At 72.0% G+C, this 21069-nt stretch carries 18 protein-coding genes and 1 pseudogene; 11 read left to right on the top strand and 8 right to left on the bottom strand.

Annotated features, from left to right (window positions below):
- Positions 1-605 precede the first annotated feature (605 nt).
- The gene (locus AB0D46_RS17855) at positions 606-1916 is read right to left on the bottom strand and encodes an MFS transporter (protein ID WP_362878367.1); all 1311 of its coding nucleotides are present in this window, start codon (positions 1914-1916) and stop codon (positions 606-608) included.
- Between the two features lie 70 nt (positions 1917-1986).
- On the opposite strand from AB0D46_RS17855, the gene AB0D46_RS17850 reads away from it, so the two are divergent.
- The 4 genes and pseudogenes from AB0D46_RS17850 to era all read left to right on the top strand — a co-directional run bounded on the left by AB0D46_RS17850 (position 1987) and on the right by era (position 6353).
- A complete protein-coding gene (locus AB0D46_RS17850; RefSeq protein WP_362878365.1) occupies positions 1987-3060 on the top strand; it encodes a helix-turn-helix domain-containing protein in 1074 nt (357 codons plus the stop codon).
- 108 nt (positions 3061-3168) lie between these two features.
- Entirely contained in the window at positions 3169-4470 is a 1302-nt protein-coding gene (locus AB0D46_RS17845) for a beta-xylosidase (RefSeq protein ID WP_362878363.1), read from the top strand.
- Positions 4467-4901 (top strand): annotated as a pseudogene (locus AB0D46_RS17840) (DUF916 domain-containing protein); the annotation flags it as partial. The gene AB0D46_RS17845 and the pseudogene AB0D46_RS17840, both read left to right, overlap by 4 nt.
- 501 nt (positions 4902-5402) lie before the next feature.
- Positions 5403-6353 (top strand): GTPase Era, encoded by a 951-nt coding sequence (era, locus tag AB0D46_RS17835; protein ID WP_362878378.1) that lies wholly within the window; start codon positions 5403-5405, stop codon positions 6351-6353.
- 146 nt (positions 6354-6499) lie between these two features.
- Here the strand turns inward: era and AB0D46_RS17830 are convergent, their stop codons facing one another.
- Genes AB0D46_RS17830 through AB0D46_RS17820 form a run of 3 tightly spaced genes read right to left on the bottom strand, consistent with a single transcriptional unit; the run spans position 6500 to position 8717 of the window.
- Entirely contained in the window at positions 6500-7306 is an 807-nt protein-coding gene (locus AB0D46_RS17830) for a GNAT family N-acetyltransferase (RefSeq protein ID WP_362878361.1), read from the bottom strand.
- 42 nt (positions 7307-7348) lie between these two features.
- On the bottom strand, positions 7349-7621 hold the full coding sequence (locus AB0D46_RS17825) for a protealysin inhibitor emfourin (protein ID WP_362878359.1): 273 nt from the start codon (positions 7619-7621) through the stop codon (positions 7349-7351).
- A gap of 10 nt (positions 7622-7631) precedes the next feature.
- A complete protein-coding gene (locus AB0D46_RS17820; RefSeq protein WP_362878357.1) occupies positions 7632-8717 on the bottom strand; it encodes a M4 family metallopeptidase in 1086 nt (361 codons plus the stop codon).
- Between the two features lie 376 nt (positions 8718-9093).
- Here AB0D46_RS17820 and leuA point away from each other — a divergent pair, with 376 nt between their 5' ends.
- From leuA to AB0D46_RS17790, 6 genes are all read left to right on the top strand, one after another.
- Complete coding sequence (gene leuA, locus AB0D46_RS17815; protein ID WP_362878355.1) at positions 9094-10866, top strand: 2-isopropylmalate synthase; 1773 nt, start codon at positions 9094-9096, stop codon at positions 10864-10866.
- 257 nt (positions 10867-11123) lie between these two features.
- Positions 11124-11819, top strand: coding sequence for a TerB family tellurite resistance protein (locus AB0D46_RS17810; protein WP_362878353.1), 696 nt, complete (start codon positions 11124-11126; stop codon positions 11817-11819).
- 614 nt (positions 11820-12433) lie between these two features.
- Complete coding sequence (locus tag AB0D46_RS17805) at positions 12434-13981, top strand: nucleobase:cation symporter-2 family protein (protein WP_362878351.1); 1548 nt, start codon at positions 12434-12436, stop codon at positions 13979-13981.
- 123 nt (positions 13982-14104) lie between these two features.
- Positions 14105-14851, top strand: a complete 747-nt coding sequence (recO, locus tag AB0D46_RS17800; protein ID WP_362878349.1) for a DNA repair protein RecO — start codon at positions 14105-14107, stop codon at positions 14849-14851.
- 11 nt (positions 14852-14862) lie between these two features.
- Complete coding sequence (locus AB0D46_RS17795; protein WP_362878347.1) at positions 14863-15684, top strand: isoprenyl transferase; 822 nt, start codon at positions 14863-14865, stop codon at positions 15682-15684.
- Between the two features lie 23 nt (positions 15685-15707).
- Positions 15708-16238: a YcxB family protein gene (locus tag AB0D46_RS17790; RefSeq protein WP_362878345.1), complete on the top strand. Its 531-nt coding sequence runs from the start codon at positions 15708-15710 to the stop codon at positions 16236-16238.
- Between the two features lie 31 nt (positions 16239-16269).
- On the opposite strand, the gene AB0D46_RS17785 is transcribed toward AB0D46_RS17790, so the two are convergent.
- From AB0D46_RS17785 to AB0D46_RS17770, 4 genes are read right to left on the bottom strand one after another with little or no spacing between them, the layout of a single operon-like run.
- Positions 16270-16698, bottom strand: a complete 429-nt coding sequence (locus AB0D46_RS17785; RefSeq protein WP_150519707.1) for a transcriptional repressor — start codon at positions 16696-16698, stop codon at positions 16270-16272.
- Positions 16699-16749: 51 nt separating this feature from the next.
- A complete protein-coding gene (locus AB0D46_RS17780) occupies positions 16750-17616 on the bottom strand; it encodes a metal ABC transporter permease (protein WP_362878343.1) in 867 nt (288 codons plus the stop codon).
- Entirely contained in the window at positions 17616-18407 is a 792-nt protein-coding gene (locus AB0D46_RS17775) for a metal ABC transporter ATP-binding protein (protein WP_362878341.1), read from the bottom strand. Before AB0D46_RS17775 ends, AB0D46_RS17780 begins: the two co-directional genes overlap by 1 nt.
- Before the next feature lie 29 nt (positions 18408-18436).
- Entirely contained in the window at positions 18437-19447 is a 1011-nt protein-coding gene (locus AB0D46_RS17770; protein WP_362878339.1) for a metal ABC transporter substrate-binding protein, read from the bottom strand.
- Between the two features lie 155 nt (positions 19448-19602).
- Here AB0D46_RS17770 and AB0D46_RS17765 point away from each other — a divergent pair, with 155 nt between their 5' ends.
- Positions 19603-20985, top strand: coding sequence for a glycine--tRNA ligase (locus AB0D46_RS17765; protein ID WP_362878337.1), 1383 nt, complete (start codon positions 19603-19605; stop codon positions 20983-20985).
- Positions 20986-21069: the final 84 nt, after the last annotated feature.

Genomic DNA, 21069 nt, shown 5'->3' with positions numbered 1-21069 from the left:
GCGCCGGCGGGGCTGAGGTTGCTTCAAGCGTCGGCGGGGCTGAGGTTGCTTCAACCGCCGGCGGGGCTGAGGTTGCTTCAACCGCCGGCGGGGCTGAGGTTGCTTCAACCGTCGGCGGGGCTGAGGTTGCTTCAACCGTCGGCGGGGCTGAGGTTGCTTCAACCGTCGGCGGGGCTGAGGTCGCCTCAAGCGCCGGCGGGGCTGAGGTTGCTTCAACCGTCGGCAGGGCTGAGGTTGCCCCAAGCGTCGGCGGGGCCGAGCTCGCTTCAACCGGCAGCGGGGCTGAGGTGGCCTCAAGCGTCGGCGGGGCTGGATGGGGCGGGTTGGTCTGCCGGAGGGGCTGCCGAGTCCTGGTCGGGGCGGGGCGGGGCAGAGTCGCAGGCGGGGGGTTGCGCCCCGGTCGGGGTCGGGGACGGGGTGGGGTGTCGTCCGGGGCTAAAACGTGATTTGTTGGCGCGCGGTGCCGCCCAGCCAACGAAGCTGCGGACAGGGCGCCATAAATCATGCCCGCCCCGGACGACACCCCACCCCGGCCCCGGCCCCGACCCCCCCCGCAGCCCCCCTGGACAGGCAGCCGCCAACCCGCAGCCCCCCGCCCCCCAGCCTCACCCCGTCGCCCCGGACAGGCGGCCGTGGCCTCGTCCGATGACCATCGCCATCAGGGCCGCCATCGCGCACAGGCCGCCCGACGCGTACCAGACGAGGTCGTACGAGCCGAAGACGTCGCGGGCCACCCCGCCCAGGAAGGCGACCAGCGCCGCGCCCACCTGGTGCGAGGCCAGGACCCAGCCGAAGACGATCGCGCTGTCCTCCCCGTAGTGCTCCCGGCACAGGGCGATCGTCGGCGGCACGGTCGCCACCCAGTCCAGCCCGTAGAAGACGATGAAGAACACCATCGGCGGGTGCACCGACGGCGCGAGCAACATCGGCAGGAAGAGCAGCGAGATCCCCCGCAGCGCGTAGTACACCGCCAACAGCCGCCGCGCCTCGAAGCGATCCGTGAACCAGCCGGAGGCGATCGTCCCGACGACGTCGAACACCCCGATCACCGCCAGCAACCCGGCCGCCGCCGTCACCGGCATGCCGTGATCGTGCGCGGCCGGCACGAAGTGCGTCCTGACCAGCCCGTTCGTCGACGCGCCGCAGATCGCGAAGGTACCGGCCAACAGCCAGAACGGCCCCGTCCGCGCCGCCGCGAACAGCACCGTCACCGCCCGCCGCGCCGCGCCCGCCACCGGCGCCGGCTTCGGCGCGTACACGCCCCCGTACGGCGCGAGCCCCACATCGGCGGGGTGGTCGCGCAGCAGCAGCCACACGAACGGGACGACGGCCAGCGCCGCGAGCGACACGGTGACGGTCGCCGGGCGCCATCCGTGGTGTTCGACCATCCAGGACAGCAGCGGCAGGAAGACCAGCTGCCCGGAGGCGCCCGCCGCCGTCAGGATCCCCGTCACCAGACCGCGCCGCGCGGTGAACCACCGGTTGGTGACGGTCGCCGCGAAGGCCAGGGCCATCGAGCCGCTGCCGAGCCCGACCAGGACGCCCCAGTACAGGACCAGCTGCCAGGGCCGCGTCATCCACACCGTCGCCACCGATCCGCCGGCGATGACGGTGAGGGCCAGGGCGACGACCTTGCGGATCCCGAAGCGGTCCATCAGCGCGGCGGCGAACGGCGCGGTGAGCCCGTACAGGGCGAGGTTGACGGAGACGGCGAAGCCGATCGTGCCGCGCGACCAGTCGAACTCCGCGTGCAGCGGCTCGATGAGCAGGCTCGGCAGGGAGCTGAACGCTGCGGCGCCGATGATCGTCACGAAGGCCACGGCCGCCGCGTACCAGGCGCGGTGGATGCGGCCGGCCCGGCGCTGGGCCGGCGGATCTTCCGCGGGGGAGGTGGAGGTGGGTGCTGTCTGCGTCACCCCGTCAGCTTCCGGCGGCTCCGCATCTGCCGACAGTGGCCTGACTGTCACCCTTCGGTACGATCGGGCCATGGAGCCGAATCCGCGGGCCCACCGCGTCGTCGTCCTCGCCCTCGCCGGGCTGCTGCCCTTCGAGCTGGGGATCCCGCACCGGATCTTCGGCCGGGCCAAGGACCCGGCCGGACGGCCGCTGTACGAGATCCTCACCTGCGGGCTCGCGTCCGGCCCGGTGTCCACCGATGCCGACTTCGCCGTCCACGTCGCGCACGGCCCGGAGCTGTTGGCCACGGCCGACACGGTGGTGGTGCCCGCCTCGTACGAGCTGGGTCCGGTGCACGAGTTCGGGGTGCTGACCGAGGAACTCGCGGCCGCCCTCGCGCACATCCGACCCGGCACCCGGCTCGTCTCGATCTGCACCGGCGGCTACGTCCTGGCCGCCGCCGGCCACCTGGACGGTCGGCCCGCCACCACCCACTGGGCCTCCGCCGAGCACTTCCAGCGGCTCTTCCCCGCCGTCCGCGTCGACCCGGGCGTGCTCTACACCGACGACGGGGACGTACTCACCTCCGCCGGCGTGGCCGCCGGGATCGACCTGTGCCTGCACATCGTGCGCCGCGACCACGGCGTGGCCGTCGCCAACGACGTGGCCCGGCGGACCGTCGTACCGCCCCACCGGGAGGGCGGTCAGGCGCAGTTCGTGGACCGGCCGCTGCCCGAGCCGCGGCAGGCCTCCACCACGGCGGCCCGCGCCCGGCTGCTGGACCGGCTGCACGAACCGCTGCGCCTGAGCGACCTGGCCCGGCAGGAGGCCGTGTCCGTACGGACCTTCACGCGCCGGTTCCGGGAGGAGTGCGGGGTCAGCCCGGGGGAGTGGATCACCGGTCGGCGGGTCGAGCGGGCCCGGCGGCTGCTGGAGCGGACGGAGCTGTCGATGGAGCAGATCGCCCGGGAGGCGGGCTTCGGCACGGCCCAGTCGCTGCGCAAACACGTCCAGGCGGCCCTGGGCGTGAGCCCGACGGCGTACCGGCGCACCTTCCGCCCGGCGGCCGAGGGTGCCGCGGCCGCGGCCCCCGCCGGCGGCACGCGGACCGTCACCCTGCCGTCTTCTGATGGCCCATCAGACGCTGCGGGATCCGTGCATTGACTTCTGCCGCCACCCGCTCGTGAATGGCCCCCTGTCGGGGCGACGGAACGCAGGGGGCGGGCAGTGCGAACAGGCGCGCGCAGCAGGAAACGATCGGCGGCCGTCGGCATGGCGGTACTCGCGGCGGTGACCGGGGGAGCCTTGAGCGCACCGGCCGCCGCCGTGGGGGAAACACCCCCCGGGCAGGTGGAGTTCCCCGCGCACTGCCTGCCGCCGCAGGAAGCCGGCCGTCCGCCGGCGGACGGCCCCACCACGGCCCGGATCACCGTCGACGACCCGGCGCCGCGCGTGGGCGACACGGTGACGGTGACCTACCAGGTGGCCGCGACCCCGGCCGTGAACCCGCTCCCCTCCGAACTGCCCGTCGACGTGCTCACCCCCACCGGACGGGTCCTGCTCGGCGGTGCGCAGAGCGGCGAGGTCACCGTCACCGGCGCCCAACGCAACGAACCGGTGCCGCCCGGCGGGGCCCTGCCGGCCGTGACCATGACCGGTACCTTCACCGTCACCGCACCCGGCGCGATCACCCTCACCCCGGGTTCCTACACCCTGCGCACCGGCCACCTCCTGGACCTGTCCACGCTCTGCACCGCCGGCCCGGGCACCCCGGTCTCCGAGCGCCTCACCGCGACCCCGCTGCCCACCGCCAACCTGCGCCGCCTCACCCTCACCACCGCCTACGGAACCCCGGGCGCCCGCGTCGAGGTCACCGGCGCGGGCTTCGCCCCCGGCGCCGCCGTGACCGTGGCCGGCCGGGCGGGCGCCGCCGAGACGGCCGACCGGGTCGCCGCCACCGCCGACCGGCGGGGGGAGCTGGTCGCGTGGCTGCCCCTGACGGACCGGGCGACCACGGGGGTGGTCGCGTACGAGGGGACCGCTTGGTCGGCGCCGTTGGGCAGCGCCCCGGCCGCCTACACCGTGGTCGCGCCCGCCCCGCCGGCGGCGCCGGTCCCGGCGCCGCTGACCCGGCAGGTGACGGCCACCGTCGAGCCGGGCACCCTCGCCATGAGCCAGGCGGGCGAGTCGGTGACCCTGGGCGCGGTCCCGTACGGGGACGGCGGCGCGGCCCCCGGCCGGATCGGCACTGTCACCGTCAAGGACGCCCGGGGCGGGCCCGCGGGATGGTCGCTGGTCGGGAAGGTCACCGACTTCGCCGGTCCGGGCGGCGTGCGCATCCCCGGCGCCTCGCTGTCCTGGACCCCGACGTGCACGGCCGCCGAGGGCAGTCCCGGCGCGTGCGCCGCGGGCAGCGCCGGCGTGGTCGGTCCGGACGGGGCCGTGCTCGCCTCCACGGCGGACGCCCCGGTAGCGGGCGGCACCTTCACGGTGGACGCCGGCGTCTCCCTCCAGGTGCCGCCCTACACCCCGCCGGGCGCGTACACGGCGGTCCTGACGCTGACCCTGTCGTGACCCCCGACCGTCACCCGGCCGCCGCGGCCCGGGCCGTGCGGGTCGCGCTGGTCGGCGCGGCCCTCGTCCTGCTGGGTTGGTCCGGACCCGCCGCCGCCGCGGACAACGGCCGGTGGTCCGTCCTGCCCGCCGCCACCACCGTCGGGCAGCGCCCCTACTTCTACCTGTCCGCCGCACCCGGCGCGGAGGTGCGGGACACCGTCACCGTCGCGAACCGCACCGACCGGCCCCGCACCTTCCTGCTGTACGCCGCCGACGCCCACAACACCGCCCGCGACGGCGGCTTCGCCCTGCGCGGCCCCGACGAGCCGCGGCGGGGCGCCGGCGCCTGGACCCGGCTCGCGCGGGAGCGGATCACCGTACCCGCCGGCGGCACCGCGGACGTGCCCTTCACCGTCGCCGTCCCCGACCGGGCCGAGCCGGGGGACCACCCCGGCGCCGTGGTCGCCGTCGAGGACGGGCCCGCCACCCCCGCCGGCGGCGGGATCGGCGTCCGGCAGGCCGTCGCCGCCCGCCTCTACCTGAGGGTGACGGGACCCACCGCCCCCGCCCTCGCCGTCCAGGACGTCCGGGTCACGGGCGGCGGCTCCGGCGCGGTGGTCACGTACACCCTGCACAACCTCGGCAACGTGACGTTGCGCCCCCGAGCCACCCTCACCGCCTCCGGTTTCCTCGGTCGGAACCTGCTGCGGCGCGAGCTCACCGCCCTGCCCGCCGAACTGCTCCCCGGGACGCGGGTCACCCTCACCGCCCGCTGGGACGACCCGCCCGACCTGGAGTGGAGTCGGCTGACGGTGCGCGCCGAGGGCGGGGGAGCGAGCGCCCGGGGCGCCGCCGACCACGCCGCGCACCCCCGGCTGACGGTCGCCCTGACCCTCGCTTCGGCCCTCGTGGCGGTGGCCTGGTCGGCGCTGGGAGCCGCATCGGGGAGAATGGCCCGTATGAGCGATCGTTCCCCCGAGCCCACCGCCCCGCACCGCGCGGGCTTCGCATGCTTCGTCGGCCGCCCCAACGCGGGCAAGTCGACCCTGACCAACGCGCTCGTGGGCACCAAGGTCGCGATCACCTCCAACCGGCCGCAGACCACGCGCCACACCGTCCGCGGCATCGTGCACCGCCCCGACGCGCAGCTCGTCCTGGTCGACACACCGGGCCTGCACAAGCCGCGCACCCTGCTCGGCGAGCGCCTGAACGACGTCGTGAGGGCCACCTGGTCCGAGGTCGACGTCATCGGCTTCTGCCTGCCCGCCGACCAGAAGCTCGGCCCCGGCGACAAGTTCATCGTCAAGGAGCTCGCGGGGATCAAGAAGACCCCCAAGATCGCCATCATCACCAAGACCGACCTGGTCGAGTCCAAGGCGCTGGCGGAACAGCTCCTCGCCGTGCACCAGCTCGCCGCCGAGCTCGGTTTCGAGTGGGCCGAGATCGTGCCCGTCTCCGCCGTCGGCGACAACCAGGTCCAGCTGCTGGCCGACCTGATCGCGCCGCTGCTGCCGGAGAGCCCGCCGCTGTACCCGGAGGGCGACCTCACCGACGAGCCCGAGATGGTGATGGTCGCCGAGCTCATCCGCGAGGCCGCGCTGGAAGGCGTGCGCGACGAGCTGCCGCACTCCATCGCCGTCGTGGTCGAGGAGATGATCCCCCGGGAGAACCGCCCGGCGGACCGTCCGCTGCTCGACATCCATGCCAACGTCTACATCGAGCGTCCGAGCCAGAAGGGCATCATCATCGGTCCGAAGGGCTCGCGCCTGAAGGAGGTCGGCATGAAGTCGCGCAAGCACATCGAGGCGCTGCTCGGCACGCCGGTCTTCCTGGACCTGCACGTGAAGGTCGCCAAGGACTGGCAGCGCGACCCCAAGCAGCTGCGCAAGCTCGGCTTCTGACCCCCCGGCGCCGTTGCCGCCGCGCGGTCCGCGGTGACGCGTCGTCCGCCGTCCGGGTCCGGACCCGCCTTCGGGCCGGGTCCGGACCCGTTCGCGTACCGGCCCGCGTCCCGTCCTCGCCGGCCCGCCCCGCCTTACGCCCCGCGTTACGCCGGGGGTTCCGCGATCATGGCCGTGCCCACCCGGCGGAACCCGGCGCGGCCGTAGATCCGGGCCACGTCCTCGTCGCCGGCCGACAGGAACACCGTCCCCGCGCCGCGCTCGCGGGCCTGCGCCACCAGCGCCGCCGTCACCCCGAGGGCCAGGCCCTGCCGGCGGGCGGCGGGCAGGGTGCCCACCCCCACGATCTCGGCGACGTCCCCGACCGGGTTGAACTGGCCCGAGCACAGCACCACGCCGTCCCGGACGGCCGCCGCCATCCCCGTACGGCCCGACGCGAGCAGTTGCGCGACGAAGGCGCGGCGCTGTTCCACGCCCGGATCCGCCAGCGCGCCGGCCAGTTCGGCGGGGCCGGCTTCGCCGAGCGCGGTGCCGGGTGCGGAGAAGGCCAGCGCGGGCACCGTCACCGCCGCCGCGAGCAACGGGTCGTCCGCGCCGAGGACCCGTACGTCCGGATGCGGCGGGGGAGGCGTCGCGTCGGCCTCCAGGACCATGAGGGGGTGCGCGTGGACGTGCAGGCCCGCCGCCTCCACCGCGGCCCGCAGGGCGGGGCTGTTTTCGGCCACCCATTCGAAGGCCTCGGGCACCTTCAGTTCCCGCTGTCGCTCCCGTACCCGCTCCACGTCCGCCGCGGTGGCGTCCGGGGCGCCGGGCGCGGGGCGCGCGTAGTACTGCCAGCCGTCACCCTCCTGTACGAAGAGGGTCAGCGGCCCGAAGTCCTCGCCGCGGGCCCCGCCCCGGCGGGGGACGCCGTCGTAGTACCGCTCCAGCGCTGTCAGGATCATGTCGGTCATCCGGACATCCAAGCGCACGGGGCCGGACCGGGCATCCGGGTTTCAGGCGCCCTCCTTCAGCACCCGCGAGACCAGGTTCCGCTGGGCCTCGGAGAGGTGGGGGTCCTGGCAGGACACCGTCCGCCCGTCCACCGTGATCCGGTACGAGAACCCGTCCCGGACGCCCCTCGCGTCCTGCGGGCCCGCCGGGTCGGGCCGCAGGGCGAGCAGGGCCAGCGCCCGCCACTCGTCCTCGTCGGACCGGCCCGAGGTGTCCACCTCGGCCCGGCGCTCGATGCCCGCGAAACCGCCCGTCCTGACCACCTGGATGCGCATGGGGAGCGTCCTACCCCGCCGTCGGGACGCCTACCGTCGCCCAGGCCTTCTGCAGCGCCCGGTGTTCGGCGCCGCCGTCCCCGAAGCGGGTGACCGCCGCCGCCACCGACAGCCGGGCGAAGTCGGCGAAGTCGGCCCGCTCCGTGAGCTCCCCGCCGGTCAGGGTGTCGTACCAGATCTGTCCGGCCCGCTCCCAGGCCCGGCCGCCCAGTTCCGTCGCCGCGATGCAGAAGGCGTGGTTGGGGATGCCGGAGTTGATGTGGACGCCCCCGTTGTCGCGCGAGGTGACCACGTAGTCGTCCATCGTCGCCGGCTGCGGGTCCTTGCCGAGCTCGTCGTCGTCGTACGCGGTCCCCGGCGCCCGCATCGACCGCAGGGCGACGCCGGTGACGTTCGGGCCGAGCAGGCCGGCGCCGATCAGCCAGTCGGCCTCGTCGGCGTTCTGGCCGAGGGTGTACTGCTTGATCAGGGAGCCGAAGACGTCCGACATGGACTCGTTGAGGGCGCCCGACTGGCCGTGGTAGTCGAGGTTGGCCGTGTACTGGGTGACGCCGTGGGCCAACTCGTGTCCGATGACGTCCACGGCGACGGTGAAGTCGAGGAACAGGTCGCCGTCCCCGTCGCCGAAGACCATCTGCCGGCCGTCCCAGAACGCGTTGTTGTAGTCCTCGCCGTAGTGCACGGTCGCGTCGAGCGGGAGCCCGCCATCGTCGATGGAGCGACGGCCGAAGCCCTGGAGGAAGAGGTCGAACGTCGCCCCGAGGCCGGCGTAGGCCCGGTTCACGGTGGCGTCGCGGCCCGGCTCGTCGCCCTCGCCGCGGACCATGGTCCCGGGCAGCCGGGTGCGGTGCCCGGCGTCGTAGACGGTCCGCCGGGGTGTGTCGGAACCGGGTGCGGCCGCCGTCGGGGCGATGCCCCGGACGGTGCTGATGCGCCGCCGGGTCCGCAGGAAGGCGTCCTGCTCCAGGGTGCGCTGGGCGGCGTCGGCGCGGGCGGCGTCGGCCGAGCGGGCGGCCTTGTCGAGCAGGTGCGGGGGCACGACGGTGCAGAAGACGGGGTGGTGGCGGGTGTGGCCTGGGGAAAGGGGGGCGCTCATGACCGCAATGTGGCAGTCCGTAATGACTCTGTCACTAGCTGCAACCATGATTCATTCTCTTGTCTGAAAGCGGCCGCGCCGCGTTGACGGATCGCCCGGACATCGGGCCGCGGACACCGCCGAATAAGAGAAATACCTCATGAAGGGTACAAATCGGACCCTTGGGTCTTGCATACTGAACAGGTCCTCGCGATACGGCGCGGCTCGGATAGGCTCGGTCCATCATGCGTTTCGGGCTGCTTCTCCTTAGCTGCCGCGGCGAGGGTCTGTAGTCGTAGGCCGGCCCCCTCCCCGCGGAGTTTGGTGTTGCGGTTTTTACGACCGCCCGTCGGCCGTCCCAGCGAACTACACGCGGACACGCGAGGAGCCCAACGCCATGAGCCAGCAGCCTTTTGTCGGTCGCCCCACGCCCATCACGAACGCGACCCACACCCAGAAGCCCTCCGGCATGCCGATCCACAAGTACGGCTTCTACGAGCAGGTCGAGATCCCGGACCGCACCTGGCCGAACGCCCGCGTCACCAAGGCCCCGCGCTGGCTGTCCACCGACCTGCGCGACGGCAACCAGTCGCTGATCGACCCGATGACCCCCGCCCGCAAGCGCGAGATGTTCGACCTGCTGGTGCGCATGGGCTACAAGGAGATCGAGGTCGGGTTCCCCTCCTCCGGCGACACCGACTTCGCCTTCGTGCGTTCGATCATCGAAGAGGGCGCGATCCCGGACGACGTCACCATCTCCGTACTGACCCAGGCCCGCGAGGACCTGATCGAGCGGACCGTGGAGTCCCTGGTCGGCGCCCGCCGCGCCACCGTCCACCTGTACAACGCGACCGCCCCGACCTTCCGCCGGGTCGTCTTCCGCGGCTCCAAGGAACAGATCAAGCAGATCGCCGTCGACGGCACCCGCCTGGTCATGGAGTACGCCGAGAAGCTGCTGGGCCCCGAGACGGTCTTCGGCTACCAGTACAGCCCGGAGATCTTCACCGACACCGAGCTGGACTTCGCGCTGGACGTCTGCGAGGCCGTCTGCGACGTCTGGCAACCGGCCGAGGGCCGCGAGATCATCCTGAACCTGCCCGCCACCGTGGAGCGTTCGACGCCCTCCACGCACGCGGACCGCTTCGAGTGGATGGCCCGCAACCTGACCCGCCGCGAGCACGTCTGCATCTCCGTCCACCCGCACAACGACCGCGGCACCGCCGTCGCCGCCGCCGAGCTGGCCCTGATGGCCGGTGCCGACCGCGTCGAGGGCTGCCTGTTCGGGCAGGGCGAGCGCACCGGCAACGTCGACCTGATCACGCTGGGCATGAACCTGTTCTCGCAGGGCATCGACCCGCAGATCGACTTCTCGCAGATCGACGAGATCCGTCGCACGAGCGAGTACTGCAATCAGATGGAAGTGCACCCGCGCCACCCCTACGCGGGCGATCTGGTCTACACGGCCTTCTCCGGCTCCCACCAGGACGCCATCAAGAAGGGCTTCGACGCGATGGAGGCCGACGCGGCCGCGGCCGGCAAGACCGTCGACGACCTGGAGTGGGCGGTCCCGTACCTGCCCATCGACCCCAAGGACGTCGGCCGCTCCTACGAGGCCGTCATCCGCGTCAACTCGCAGTCCGGCAAGGGCGGCATCGCGTACGTCCTGAAGAACGACCACAAGCTGGACCTGCCGCGCCGCATGCAGATCGAGTTCTCCCGGATCATCCAGGCCAAGACCGACGCCGAGGGCGGCGAGGTCACCCCGAAGGCCATCTGGGACATCTTCTCGGACGAGTACCTGCCCAACCCCGAAAGCGCCGGGTCGCGTTGGGGTCGCATCCAGCTGCGCTCCGGTTCGACCGCCACCGACAAGGACGGCACGGACACGCTGACCGTCGAGGCCGTCGTGGACGGCGTCGAGGCCGTACTGAACGGCACCGGCAACGGTCCGATCTCGGCCTTCTTCGACGCGCTGGCCGGCATCGGGATCGACGCCCGCCTGCTGGACTACACCGAGCACACGATGAGCGAGGGCGCCTCCGCCGTGGCCGCCTCGTACATCGAGTGCGCGATCGACGGCCGCATCCTGTGGGGCATCGGCATCGACGCGAACACCACCCGCGCCTCCCTGAAGGCGGTCATCTCCGCCGTCAACCGCGCGGGTCGCTGACCCACCCCGCCGGAGCCCCGTCCCTTCGCCCGTCCGGGCGGGGACGGGGCTCCGGCGTTCGCGGGGCCCGCATGGGCCGGCCGGCCGCCGTTCACCGGCCGGACACCGCCCGCCGCGCCCGGTTCGGGAGGGGCGCAGATCGGCCAAGTACGCCCCCCTGCACGAGGTTGTCCTGTCACACGGCTGACGCATCCTCACCGATGTGGCTAACATCACGCCAACCCGGCGATGTTGCCGGAAGGTTACGGAGGTGCGACGTGCTGCCAGTTCGGGGTGGGGACGGCCGGAAGCTGACGGCCTGGGGCATCCGTACCACCTGGAGCACCGTGGGCGACGGGGAGTTCTTCTGCCCCGGTTGCGGCGGTGACCGCAATTACCGACGACGCACCGGGCGGCGCCGGTTCACCGTGCTCGGCGTCCCGCTGCTGCCGCGGGGCCAGGCCGGGCCCGTCGTCGAATGCCACGCCTGCCGGGAGCGCTACGACACCGAGGTCCTCGACCACCTCACCACCACCCGCTTCTCGGCCCTGCTCCGCGACGCCGTGCACACCGTCACGCTCGCCGTCCTCGCCGCCGGGGGCGCCGGCTCCCGCAGTGCCCTGGAGGCCGCCGTGTCGGCCGTACGGGCCGCCGGGTTCCAGGACTGCACCGAGGAGCAGCTGGAGGCCCTCGTGGAGGCGCTGGTCACCGACGAGGGCCGACTGGGGCTGTACGACGGCCCCGAGTGCTGCGGGGCCGCGCTGTCGATAGAGCTCCACGAGGCGTTGGAGCCCCTGGCCCCGCACCTGGCCGGTCCGGGCCGGGAGTCGATCCTGCTCCAGGGCGCGCGCATCGCCCTTGCGGACGGGCCCTACATCCCGGCCGAGCGCGAGGTGCTGGCCACCGTGGGCGCGGCCCTGCGCATGGAAGCGGACGAGGTCGCGCGGCTGCTGTCGGCGGTGCGCGCTCCGTAGCGCCCGCCCGAGCGGGACGCCTCGCATACGGCTCCGGGCCCGGCGGGCCACCCGCCGGGCCCGGCCGCGTGCGCGGGCGGCCCCGGAGCGTGACGTGAACGTCCGAAACGAGCCCCCCGGGGCGTAACGATCCGGCCTCACAGGGCGTGAACCGGCCTCCCCGGGCGGCCTCGCGCAGGGGTGGAGGGTCCGCCTCCACCCCGGACCGTCCACCCCTCGGACGGTCGGAAACAGGGGTTCGGACGGGGCCCGTCCACGGCCCGCACGGCCATGTCCGCGCAGGTCAGGGCAGGTAGCCGCCGTCGATGCGGGCGGTCGGAGCGGGTGGTTCGGCGACCCCGGGGCATACGCCCGCGCAGAGATCCGCGCCACTGGCGGAACCTACAGATCGCGCCCGCCGGAACTTCCACAATTTGTAGAAGTCGACGATATCTGTGAGCCCTCCCACAGGCGTTCAATTCCGGTCACACGACGAGACGCCGCCGGAAACACAGCGGGGCTTCGATTCACGTGTTCTCACCGACGGCCCCGCCGGATCAACGGGTTGACGACCCACTCCGACCGGGGCGATCAATCTCCTCTCGTCACCTACCCCATGAAAGGGCAAGGCAGAGATGGCACGTGTCGCCGCCCGGCTTTCCCCCAACGGAGAGCAGAGCACGCACCCGGTCGACGAGGTGCTCCCCCTCCCCAAGCTCGCGCTGTACGGCTTCCAACACGTACTCGCCTTCTACGCCGGCGCGGTGATCGTCCCGATCATCGTCGGCAATGCGCTGAAGCTGAGCCCTGAACAGCTCGTCTACCTGATCAACGCCGACCTGTTCACCTGCGGCATCGCCTCGATCATCCAGGCCTGGGGCATCGGCCGGGTCGGCGCGCGCCTTCCGCTGATCCAGGGCGTCACCTTCACGGCCGTCTCCCCGATGATCGCCATCGGCCTCGGCGCGGGCGGCGGGACCGCCGCGCTGCTGGTCATCTACGGCGCGGTGATCACCGCCGGCATGGCGACCTTCGCCTTCGCCTGGCTGCCCGCCAGGGCCTTCCGTACGGTCATGAGGCTGTTCCCGCCGGTCGTCACCGGCACCGTCATCACCGTCCTCGGCATCGTCCTGATCCCGGTCGGCCTCAACGACGCGGCCGGCGGCCTCGGCAGCCCCGACTTCGGCGACCCGAAGAACTTCGCCTACGCCGGCGGCACCATGCTCTTCATCCTGATCCTGATGAAGATCGGCAAGCCGTTCCTCTCCAGCATCTCCATCCTCCTCGGCCTGGTCGGCGGCACCGCGGTCGCCTTCCTGCTCGGCGACGCGAAGTTCGGCGACGTCGGCAACTCCGGCTGGATCGGCGTCACCACCCCCTTCCACTTCGGCGCCCCGAAGTTCGAGTGGTTCCCGATCGTCCTGATGCTCATCGTCATGCTGATCACCATGGTCGAGACGACCGGTGACACCTACGCCGTCGGCGAGATCGTCGAGAAGGACATCGACAGCGAGACCGTGGCCCGCGCCCTGCGCGCCGACGGCGCCGCGACCGCGCTGGGCGGCGTCCTCAACTCCTTCCCGTACGTGGCCTTCGCCGAGAACGTCGGCCTCGTGCGGATGACGAAGGTCAAGAGCCGGTTCGTGGTCGTCGCCGCCGGTGTCTTCATGATCATTCTGGGTCTGCTGCCGAAGGCCGCGGCCATCGTCGCCGCCGTCCCGCACGGGGTCCTCGGCGGCGCCGCGACCGTGATGTTCGGCATGGTCGCCCTCGCCGGCATCCAGACCCTCGGCAAGGTCGACCTCAAGGCGGAGAAGAACGCCCTGATCGTCGGCGTCTCCCTCGCCTTCGCCCTGCTCCCCGCCACCGTCCCGGTCTTCTTCACCCAGCACATGGACCCGGACCTGTCCTCGCTCCTCAACAGCGGCGTCACCCTCGGTGCCACGGCCGCCATCGTCCTCAACCTGCTCTTCAACGGCCTGGCCAAGGACGAGGAGCCCGCCCCGCTCGCCCCGGTCGGACTGCCCGTCCAGGCGGCGGCGACCCCGGCGGGCGCCGAGAAGGCCCCGGCCCCGGTGTCCGCCGAGAAGGCCCACACCACCGCCGAGAAGGCCCCGGTGTCCACCGAGAAGGCCCCGACCACCGGCGAGCGGGCCGACGGGGCGGGCACCCCCGCCGGCTGACCCTCCCAAGGGGTGCCGACCCCTCGCCCGGACCCCTCGCCCGGACCCCTCGCCCGGGCGAGGGGTCCGCGCCGTCCGCGCAGGCGTTCCCGTACGGGTCCCCGGGCGGGGGACAATGGGCGCATGAGCCTGTTCCGCGACGACGGCATCGTGCTGCGCACCCAGAAGCTGGGTGAGGCGGACCGCATCATCACGCTGCTCACCCGCGGCCACGGCCGGGTCCGGGCCGTCGCCCGCGGCGTACGGCGCACCAAGTCCAAGTTCGGCGCCCGGCTGGAACCTTTCTCCCACGCCGACGTCCAGTTCTTCGCCCGCGGCGCCGACCTCATCGGCCGCAGCCTGCCGCTGTGCACCCAGACCGAGATCATCGCCCCCTACGGCAACGGCATCGTCACCGACTACGCCCGCTACACCGCCGGCACCGCGATGCTGGAGACCGCCGAACGCTTCGCCGAGAACGAGGGCGAGCCGGCCGTACAGCAGTACCTGCTGCTCGTCGGAGCCCTGCGCACCCTCTCCCGCGGCGAACACGAACCGCACCTGATCCTCGACGCCTTCCTGCTGCGCTCCCTCGCCGTCAACGGCTACGCGCCCAGCTTCGACGACTGCGCCAAGTGCGGCATCCACGGCCCCAACCGGCACTTCTCCGTCGCCGCGGGCGGGGTGATATGCGGGGACTGCCGCGTCCCCGGCTCCGTCGTACCCTCGTCGGAGGCCATCGCATTGCTCAGCGCCCTGCTGACGGGCGACTGGCGTCACGCGGACGCCTGCGAGGCGCGTCACGTGCGGGAGGGCAGCGGGCTCGTCTCGGCCTATTTGCACTGGCATCTGGAGCGCGGGCTACGCTCCCTGCGATACGTCGAGAAATAGGAGCTGGGCACATGGCACGACGCGGGATTCTGGGACGCTCTCGCCGCGAGTACAAGGTTCCCGAGCCGCACCCGTCCGGTGCGCGCCCCCCGAAGATCCCCGGCGAGCTGGTCCCGAACCACGTGGCCATCGTCATGGACGGCAACGGCCGCTGGGCCAAGGACCGCGGGCTCCCGCGCACCGAGGGCCACAAGGTCGGCGAGGGCGTCGTGCTCGACGTGCTCAAGGGCTGCCTGGAGATGGGCGTCAAGAACCTGTCCCTGTACGCCTTCTCGACGGAGAACTGGAAGCGCTCGCCCGACGAGGTCCGCTTCCTGATGAACTTCAACCGCGACGTGATCCGCCGCCGCCGCGACGAGATGAACGAGCTCGGCATCCGCATCCGCTGGGTCGGTCGCATGCCGAAGATGTGGAAGTCGGTCGTCCAGGAGCTCCAGGTCGCCCAGGAGCAGACCGTCGACAACGACGCGATGACCTTGTACTTCTGCGTCAACTACGGCGGTCGAGCCGAGATCGCCGACGCCGCGCAGGCCATCGCCCGCGACGTCGCGTCCGGCCGGCTCGACCCGTCGAAGGTCAACGAGAAGACCTTCGCGAAGTACATGTACTACCCGGACATGCCGGACGTGGACCTCTTCCTGCGCCCGAGCGGCGAGCAGCGCACCTCGAACTACCTGCTCTGGCAGAGCGCGTACGCCGAGATGGTCTTCCAGGACGTGCTGTGGCCGGACTTCGACCGCCGCAACCTGTGGGCGGCGTGCCTGGAGTACGCCCAGCGCGACCGCCGCTTCGGCGGAGCCGTCCCGAACCAGGCCGAGGGTCCGACGGGCTGACCCCACCGGTACGCTCTGCCGCCATGAACATGACTGATCAGGCGGTGGGGCTGTACTACGGCACGGCGCGCTCCGACGTGCGCCAGGTCCAACGCTGGTGCCTGCGCGAGCGCCCCCAGGACCGGCGGGGGCTGCCGTCACGGCTGCTCTCGGTGCCGGTGCTCGTCGTGGCGTTGGTATGGATCACCAACGGGGGCAGCGTGCCCCATCCGGTCGTCGCCGTCGCGGCGGGTCTGTTCATGGGCCTGCTGTGGTGCCTGACCGACTTGGCACTGCGCTGCCGCCGCTGGTACGCCTGGGCCGCGGAGTACCCGGCGTACCACTGCGTGGTCTCGGAGTCGGGGATGTCCAACCAGCGTCCGGACGGGACGATGGTCGACCACCCGTGGACGCAGTACAGCGGCTGGGGCGAGACCCGACACCTGTTCGTGGTGGTCTTCACGACGGGGGACGTCGGCTGGCTGCCCAAGCGGGCGGCGGCGGGCCCGCGGGACATCGACCGGATCCGATCGATCTTCGACCGGAACCTGCCCCGGATCGGCCGGGCCGGCTAGCCCGGCCCTCCGACCGGGCGGCCGCGTCGGCTCAGCCGGCGGCGGCGCAGTCCGCGCAGGTGCCGAAGATCTCGACGGTGTGGGCCACGTTGACGTAGCCGTGTTCGGCGGCGATGGACTCGGCCCACTTCTCCACGGCCGGGCCCTCCACCTCCACGGCCTTGCCGCACTTGCGGCAGACCAGGTGGTGGTGGTGATCGCCGGTGGAGCAGCGCCGGTACACCGACTCGCCGTCGCTGGTCCGCAGGACGTCGACCTCGCCCGCGTCGGCGAGGGACTGGAGCGTGCGGTAGACGGTGGTCAGGCCCACGGAGTCACCGCGGTGCTTGAGCATGTCGTGCAGCTCCTGGGCGCTGCGGAACTCGTCCACCTCGTCCAGCGCCGCCGCGACGGCAGCCCGCTGCCGGGTGGACCGTCCTCGTACTGGCGCGGTATTCGTCTCGCCAGGCGCAGTCGCCACCGGTTCCTCCTCGTTTCGGCCTGCCGCCATTGTGCCAGGCGGCCGCCCGCCCTAGACCTTGACGTCGTCGCGCGTGCAGACCTCTTCCCCGGCCGCACGGGCCGCCTTCGCCCGACGCCTGGCCAGCGGCGCGGAAACCGCCGTCATGACGACGAAGACGGCGATGGCGAGCAGCACGATCGCCGCGCCGGAGGGGGCGTCGAGGTAGTACGTCGTGGTCACGCCGGTCAGCGAGACCACGACGCCGATGGCCATGGCCAGCGTCAGGGTCGCGGTGAACCCGCGGGTGACCCGCTGGGCGGCGGCGACGGGGATCACCATCATGGCGCTGACCAGCAGCAGGCCCACGATCCGCATCGCGACGGTGACGGTGAGCGCGGCCGTGACGGCCAGCAGGAGGTTCAGCGCCCGCACCGGCAGCCCGGTGACCCGCGCGAACTCCTCGTCCTGGCTGATCGCGAACAGCTGGCGGCGCAGTCCGACGGTGACGGCCAGCACGCAGACGGCGAGGACGGCCGCGGCGGTGACGTCCTCCGGCGCGACGGAGGTGATGCCACCGAAGAGGTAGCTGCTCAGGCTGGCGGTGGACCCGCCGGCCACGTTGATGATCATGACGCCGCCGGCCAGGCCGCCGTAGAAGAGCATCGCGAGCGCGATGTCGCCGCTGGTCTTCCCGCGGGAGCGGATCAGCTCCATGCCGACCGCGCCGACGACGGCGACGATGCCGGCCATCCACACCGGGTTCGTGTTGAGCAGGAAGCCGAGCGCGACGCCGGTCATCGCCACGTGCCCGATGCCGTCGCCCATGACGGCCTGCCGCCGCTGGACGAGGTACGTGCCGATCGCGGGCGCGGTCAGGCCCACCAGGACGGCCGCGAGCAGCGCCCGCTGCATGAAGGCGTAGTTCAGGAGGTCCATCAGCTCAGCAGTCCCGTCCGCAGGGGCTCGGCGTCGTGCGCCGCGTGGGGGTGTACGTGGTCGTGGCCGGGCAGGGCGTGCTGACCGACGGCCTCCGGCGGCGGGCCGTCGTGGACGACGCAGCCGTCGCGCAGCACGACGGCCCGGCCGATCAGCGGCTCCAGCGGACCCAGTTCGTGCAGGACCAGCAGGACGGTGGTGCCGGCGGAGACCTGCTCGCGCAGCGCGTTCGCGAGGACCTCCTGGTTGGCGAGGTCGACGCCCGCCATCGGCTCGTCCATGATCAGCAGCTCGGGCTCGACGGCGAGGGCCCGGGCGATGAGCACGCGCTGGTGCTGGCCGCCGGAGAGGGCGTTCACCGAGGCGTCGGCGTACGGCTCCATGTCGACGAGGGCCAGGGCGCGGGTCACGGCGTCCTTGTCGGCCCGGCGCAGCATTCCGAAGCGGGAGCGGGCCAGCCGGCCGGAGGAGACGACCTCGCGGACGGTGGCCGGGACGCCGCTGGCGGCGGTGGTGCGCTGCGGGACGTAGCCGATCCGCGACCACTGCCGAAAGCGCGGGAACTCGGTGCCGAAGAGGGACAGCGTGCCGTCGCTCAGCGGGACCTGACCGACCACGGCGCGCACGGCCGTGGACTTGCCGGAGCCGTTGGCGCCGAGGAGCGCGACGACCTCGCCGCGGTGGACGGTGAGGTCGACGCCGCGCAGTACGGGGCGCGAGCCGAGCGAGGCCGTGGCCCCGCGCAGGGATATGACGGGCTGGTCGTCCGCCGTGCGGGGCGTGGACTGCATGGCTCGCACCTCCGTGACTGCTGGTGTCATTACTTGGCTCCGAGTGCCTTCTGGAGGTTCTTCAGGTTGGACCGCATGACCTCGAAGTAGTCAGCGCCCTGGGACTTGTCGGTGATTCCCTCCAGCGGGTCCAGGACATCGGTGGTCAGCCCGGTGTCCTTGGCGAGGGTCTTGGCCGTCTTGTCGCTGGCCAGCGCCTCGAAGAACACCGTCGTGACGTTGTCCTTCTTGGCCAGGGCCTGGAGGTCCTTCATGCGGGCCGGGCTGGGCTCGGCCTCGGGGTCGACGCCGGAGATGCCCTCCTGGTCGAGCCCGTAGCGCTCGGCGAGGTATCCGAAGGCGGAGTGGGTGGTGATGAACGTCTTGGTGGCCGTGTTCTTCAGGCCGTCCTCGAACTCCGTGTCCAGGGCCTGCAGTTTGGCGACGAGCTCGGAGGTGCTCTTGCGGTAGTCCGCGGCGTGGGCGGGGTCGGCCTTCTCCAGGGCGGCGCCGAAACCGGTCGCGATCTCCGCGTACTTGGTGGGGTCGAGCCAGACGTGCGGGTCCTCGCCGGCCTCGCCGTGGTCGTGGCCGTCGCCCTCGGAGTGGCCGCCGGCGTGCTCGTCGCCGTCGGTGTGCTGGTGGCCCTGCTCGCCGTGGCCCGGCTTGTCGTGCGCCTCCAGCTTGGTGAGGGCGGTGGCGTCGACGGCGTGCTCCAGGCCGGAGTGGGCGACGGCCTGTCCGACGGCCTTGTCGACGGCGGGCTGGAGGGTCCGCAGGTAGAGGACCACGTCGGCCTCGGCCAGCTGCGCGGTCTGCTTCGGCGTGATCTCCAGGTCGTGCGGTTCGACGCCCGGCTTGGTCAGGGTCTCGACCTTCACGTGGTCCCGGCCGATCTCCTCGGCTATGAACTGCATCGGGTAGAACGACGCCAGCACGCTGACCTTGCCGTCCTTGTTCCCGGCCGCGTCGGCGGCTCCGGAGCACGCGGTGAGGGCCGTGGCCGCGAGGGCGACGGCACCGGCGAGGGCGGCGCTGGGTATGAGGCGTCGTACGTTCATGACATCCATTTTCATCAAAGATGGAAACGATTGTCAAAAACCCAGGTGGGGAGCCCGGGCGGTGGGCGTGGAAGGGGATCCCGATTTGAAGAGGGGGGTGTGGGCGCCGGTAACCTAAGGCCTTCGCCGTTCGTCCTCGTAATGAAGAGAGCACCGTGGCCGCCGACAAGATCGAAACCATCGTCAGCCTGAGCAAGCGCCGTGGCTTCGTTTTCCCGTGCAGTGAGATCTACGGCGGCTCCAAGGCCGCCTGGGACTACGGCCCGCTCGGTGTCGAGCTCAAGGAGAACATCAAGCGTCAGTGGTGGAAGGCCATGGTCACCGGACGTGAGGACATCGTCGGTATCGACTCCTCCGTGATCCTGGCCCCCGAGGTCTGGGTGGCCTCGGGTCACGTGGGCACCTTCTCGGACCCGCTGACCGAGTGCACCTCCTGTCACAAGCGTCACCGCGCGGACCACCTTGAAGAGGCGTACGAGGCCAAGCACGGCCGCGTGCCCGCCAATGGTCTTGCCGACATCAACTGCCCCAACTGCGGTGTGAAGGGCCAGTTCACCGAGCCGAAGCAGTTCTCCGGCATGCTGGAGACCCACCTCGGCCCGACCCAGGACACCGGTTCCAAGGCGTACCTGCGGCCCGAGACCGCCCAGGGCATCTTCACCAACTTCGCCCAGGTGCAGACCACTTCGCGCAAGAAGCCCCCGTTCGGCATCGCGCAGATGGGCAAGTCCTTCCGCAACGAGATCACGCCCGGCAACTTCATCTTCCGCACGCGCGAGTTCGAGCAGATGGAGATGGAGTTCTTCGTCAAGCCGGGCGAGGACGAGCAGTGGCAGGAGTACTGGATGCAGGAGCGGTGGAACTGGTACCGCGACCTCGGCATCCGCGAGGAGAACATCCGCTGGTACGACCACCCGAAGGAGAAGCTGTCCCACTACTCGAAGCGCACCGCTGACATCGAGTACCGCTTCAACTTCGGTGGCAACGAGTTCTCCGAGCTCGAAGGCGTGGCCAACCGCACCGACTTCGACCTGAAGGCCCACTCCGCCGCCTCCGGCCAGGACCTCGTGTACTTCGACCAGGAGTCGAAGGAGAAGTACACCCCGTACGTCATCGAGCCGGCGGCCGGTGTGAACCGCGCGATGCTCGCCTTCATGCTCGACGCCTTCAACGAGGACGAGGCCCCGAACGCCAAGGGCGTCATGGAGAAGCGCACCGTGATGCGCTTCGACCCGCGCCTGGCCCCGGTCAAGGTCGCCGTCCTGCCGCTGTCCCGCAACGCGCAGCTGACGCCGAAGGCCAAGGGCCTCGCCGCCGACCTGCGCAAGTTCTGGAACATCGAGTTCGACGACGCGGGCGCGATCGGCCGCCGCTACCGCCGCCAGGACGAGATCGGTACGCCGTTCTGCGTCACCGTCGACTTCGACACCCTGGACGACAACGCGGTGACCGTGCGCGAGCGCGACACCATGAAGCAGGAGCGCGTCTCCCTGGACCAGATCCAGAGCTACCTCGGCAGCCGTCTGCTCGGCTGCTAGAGCACCCCGGGCCCTCTTCGAAGTGGCCTGAAAACGACCGGTGGGCCGCGGGGCCGAGCGCGCCACCCCCCCCCCAGCGTGAGC

Origin of the sequence: Streptomyces sp. NPDC048383 (assembly GCF_040651775.1) — a bacterium.
Classification (GTDB): Bacteria; Actinomycetota; Actinomycetes; order Streptomycetales; family Streptomycetaceae; genus Streptomyces.
Note: the sequence above shows the minus strand (reverse complement) of the source record. Positions and strands in the feature narration are given on the sequence as shown.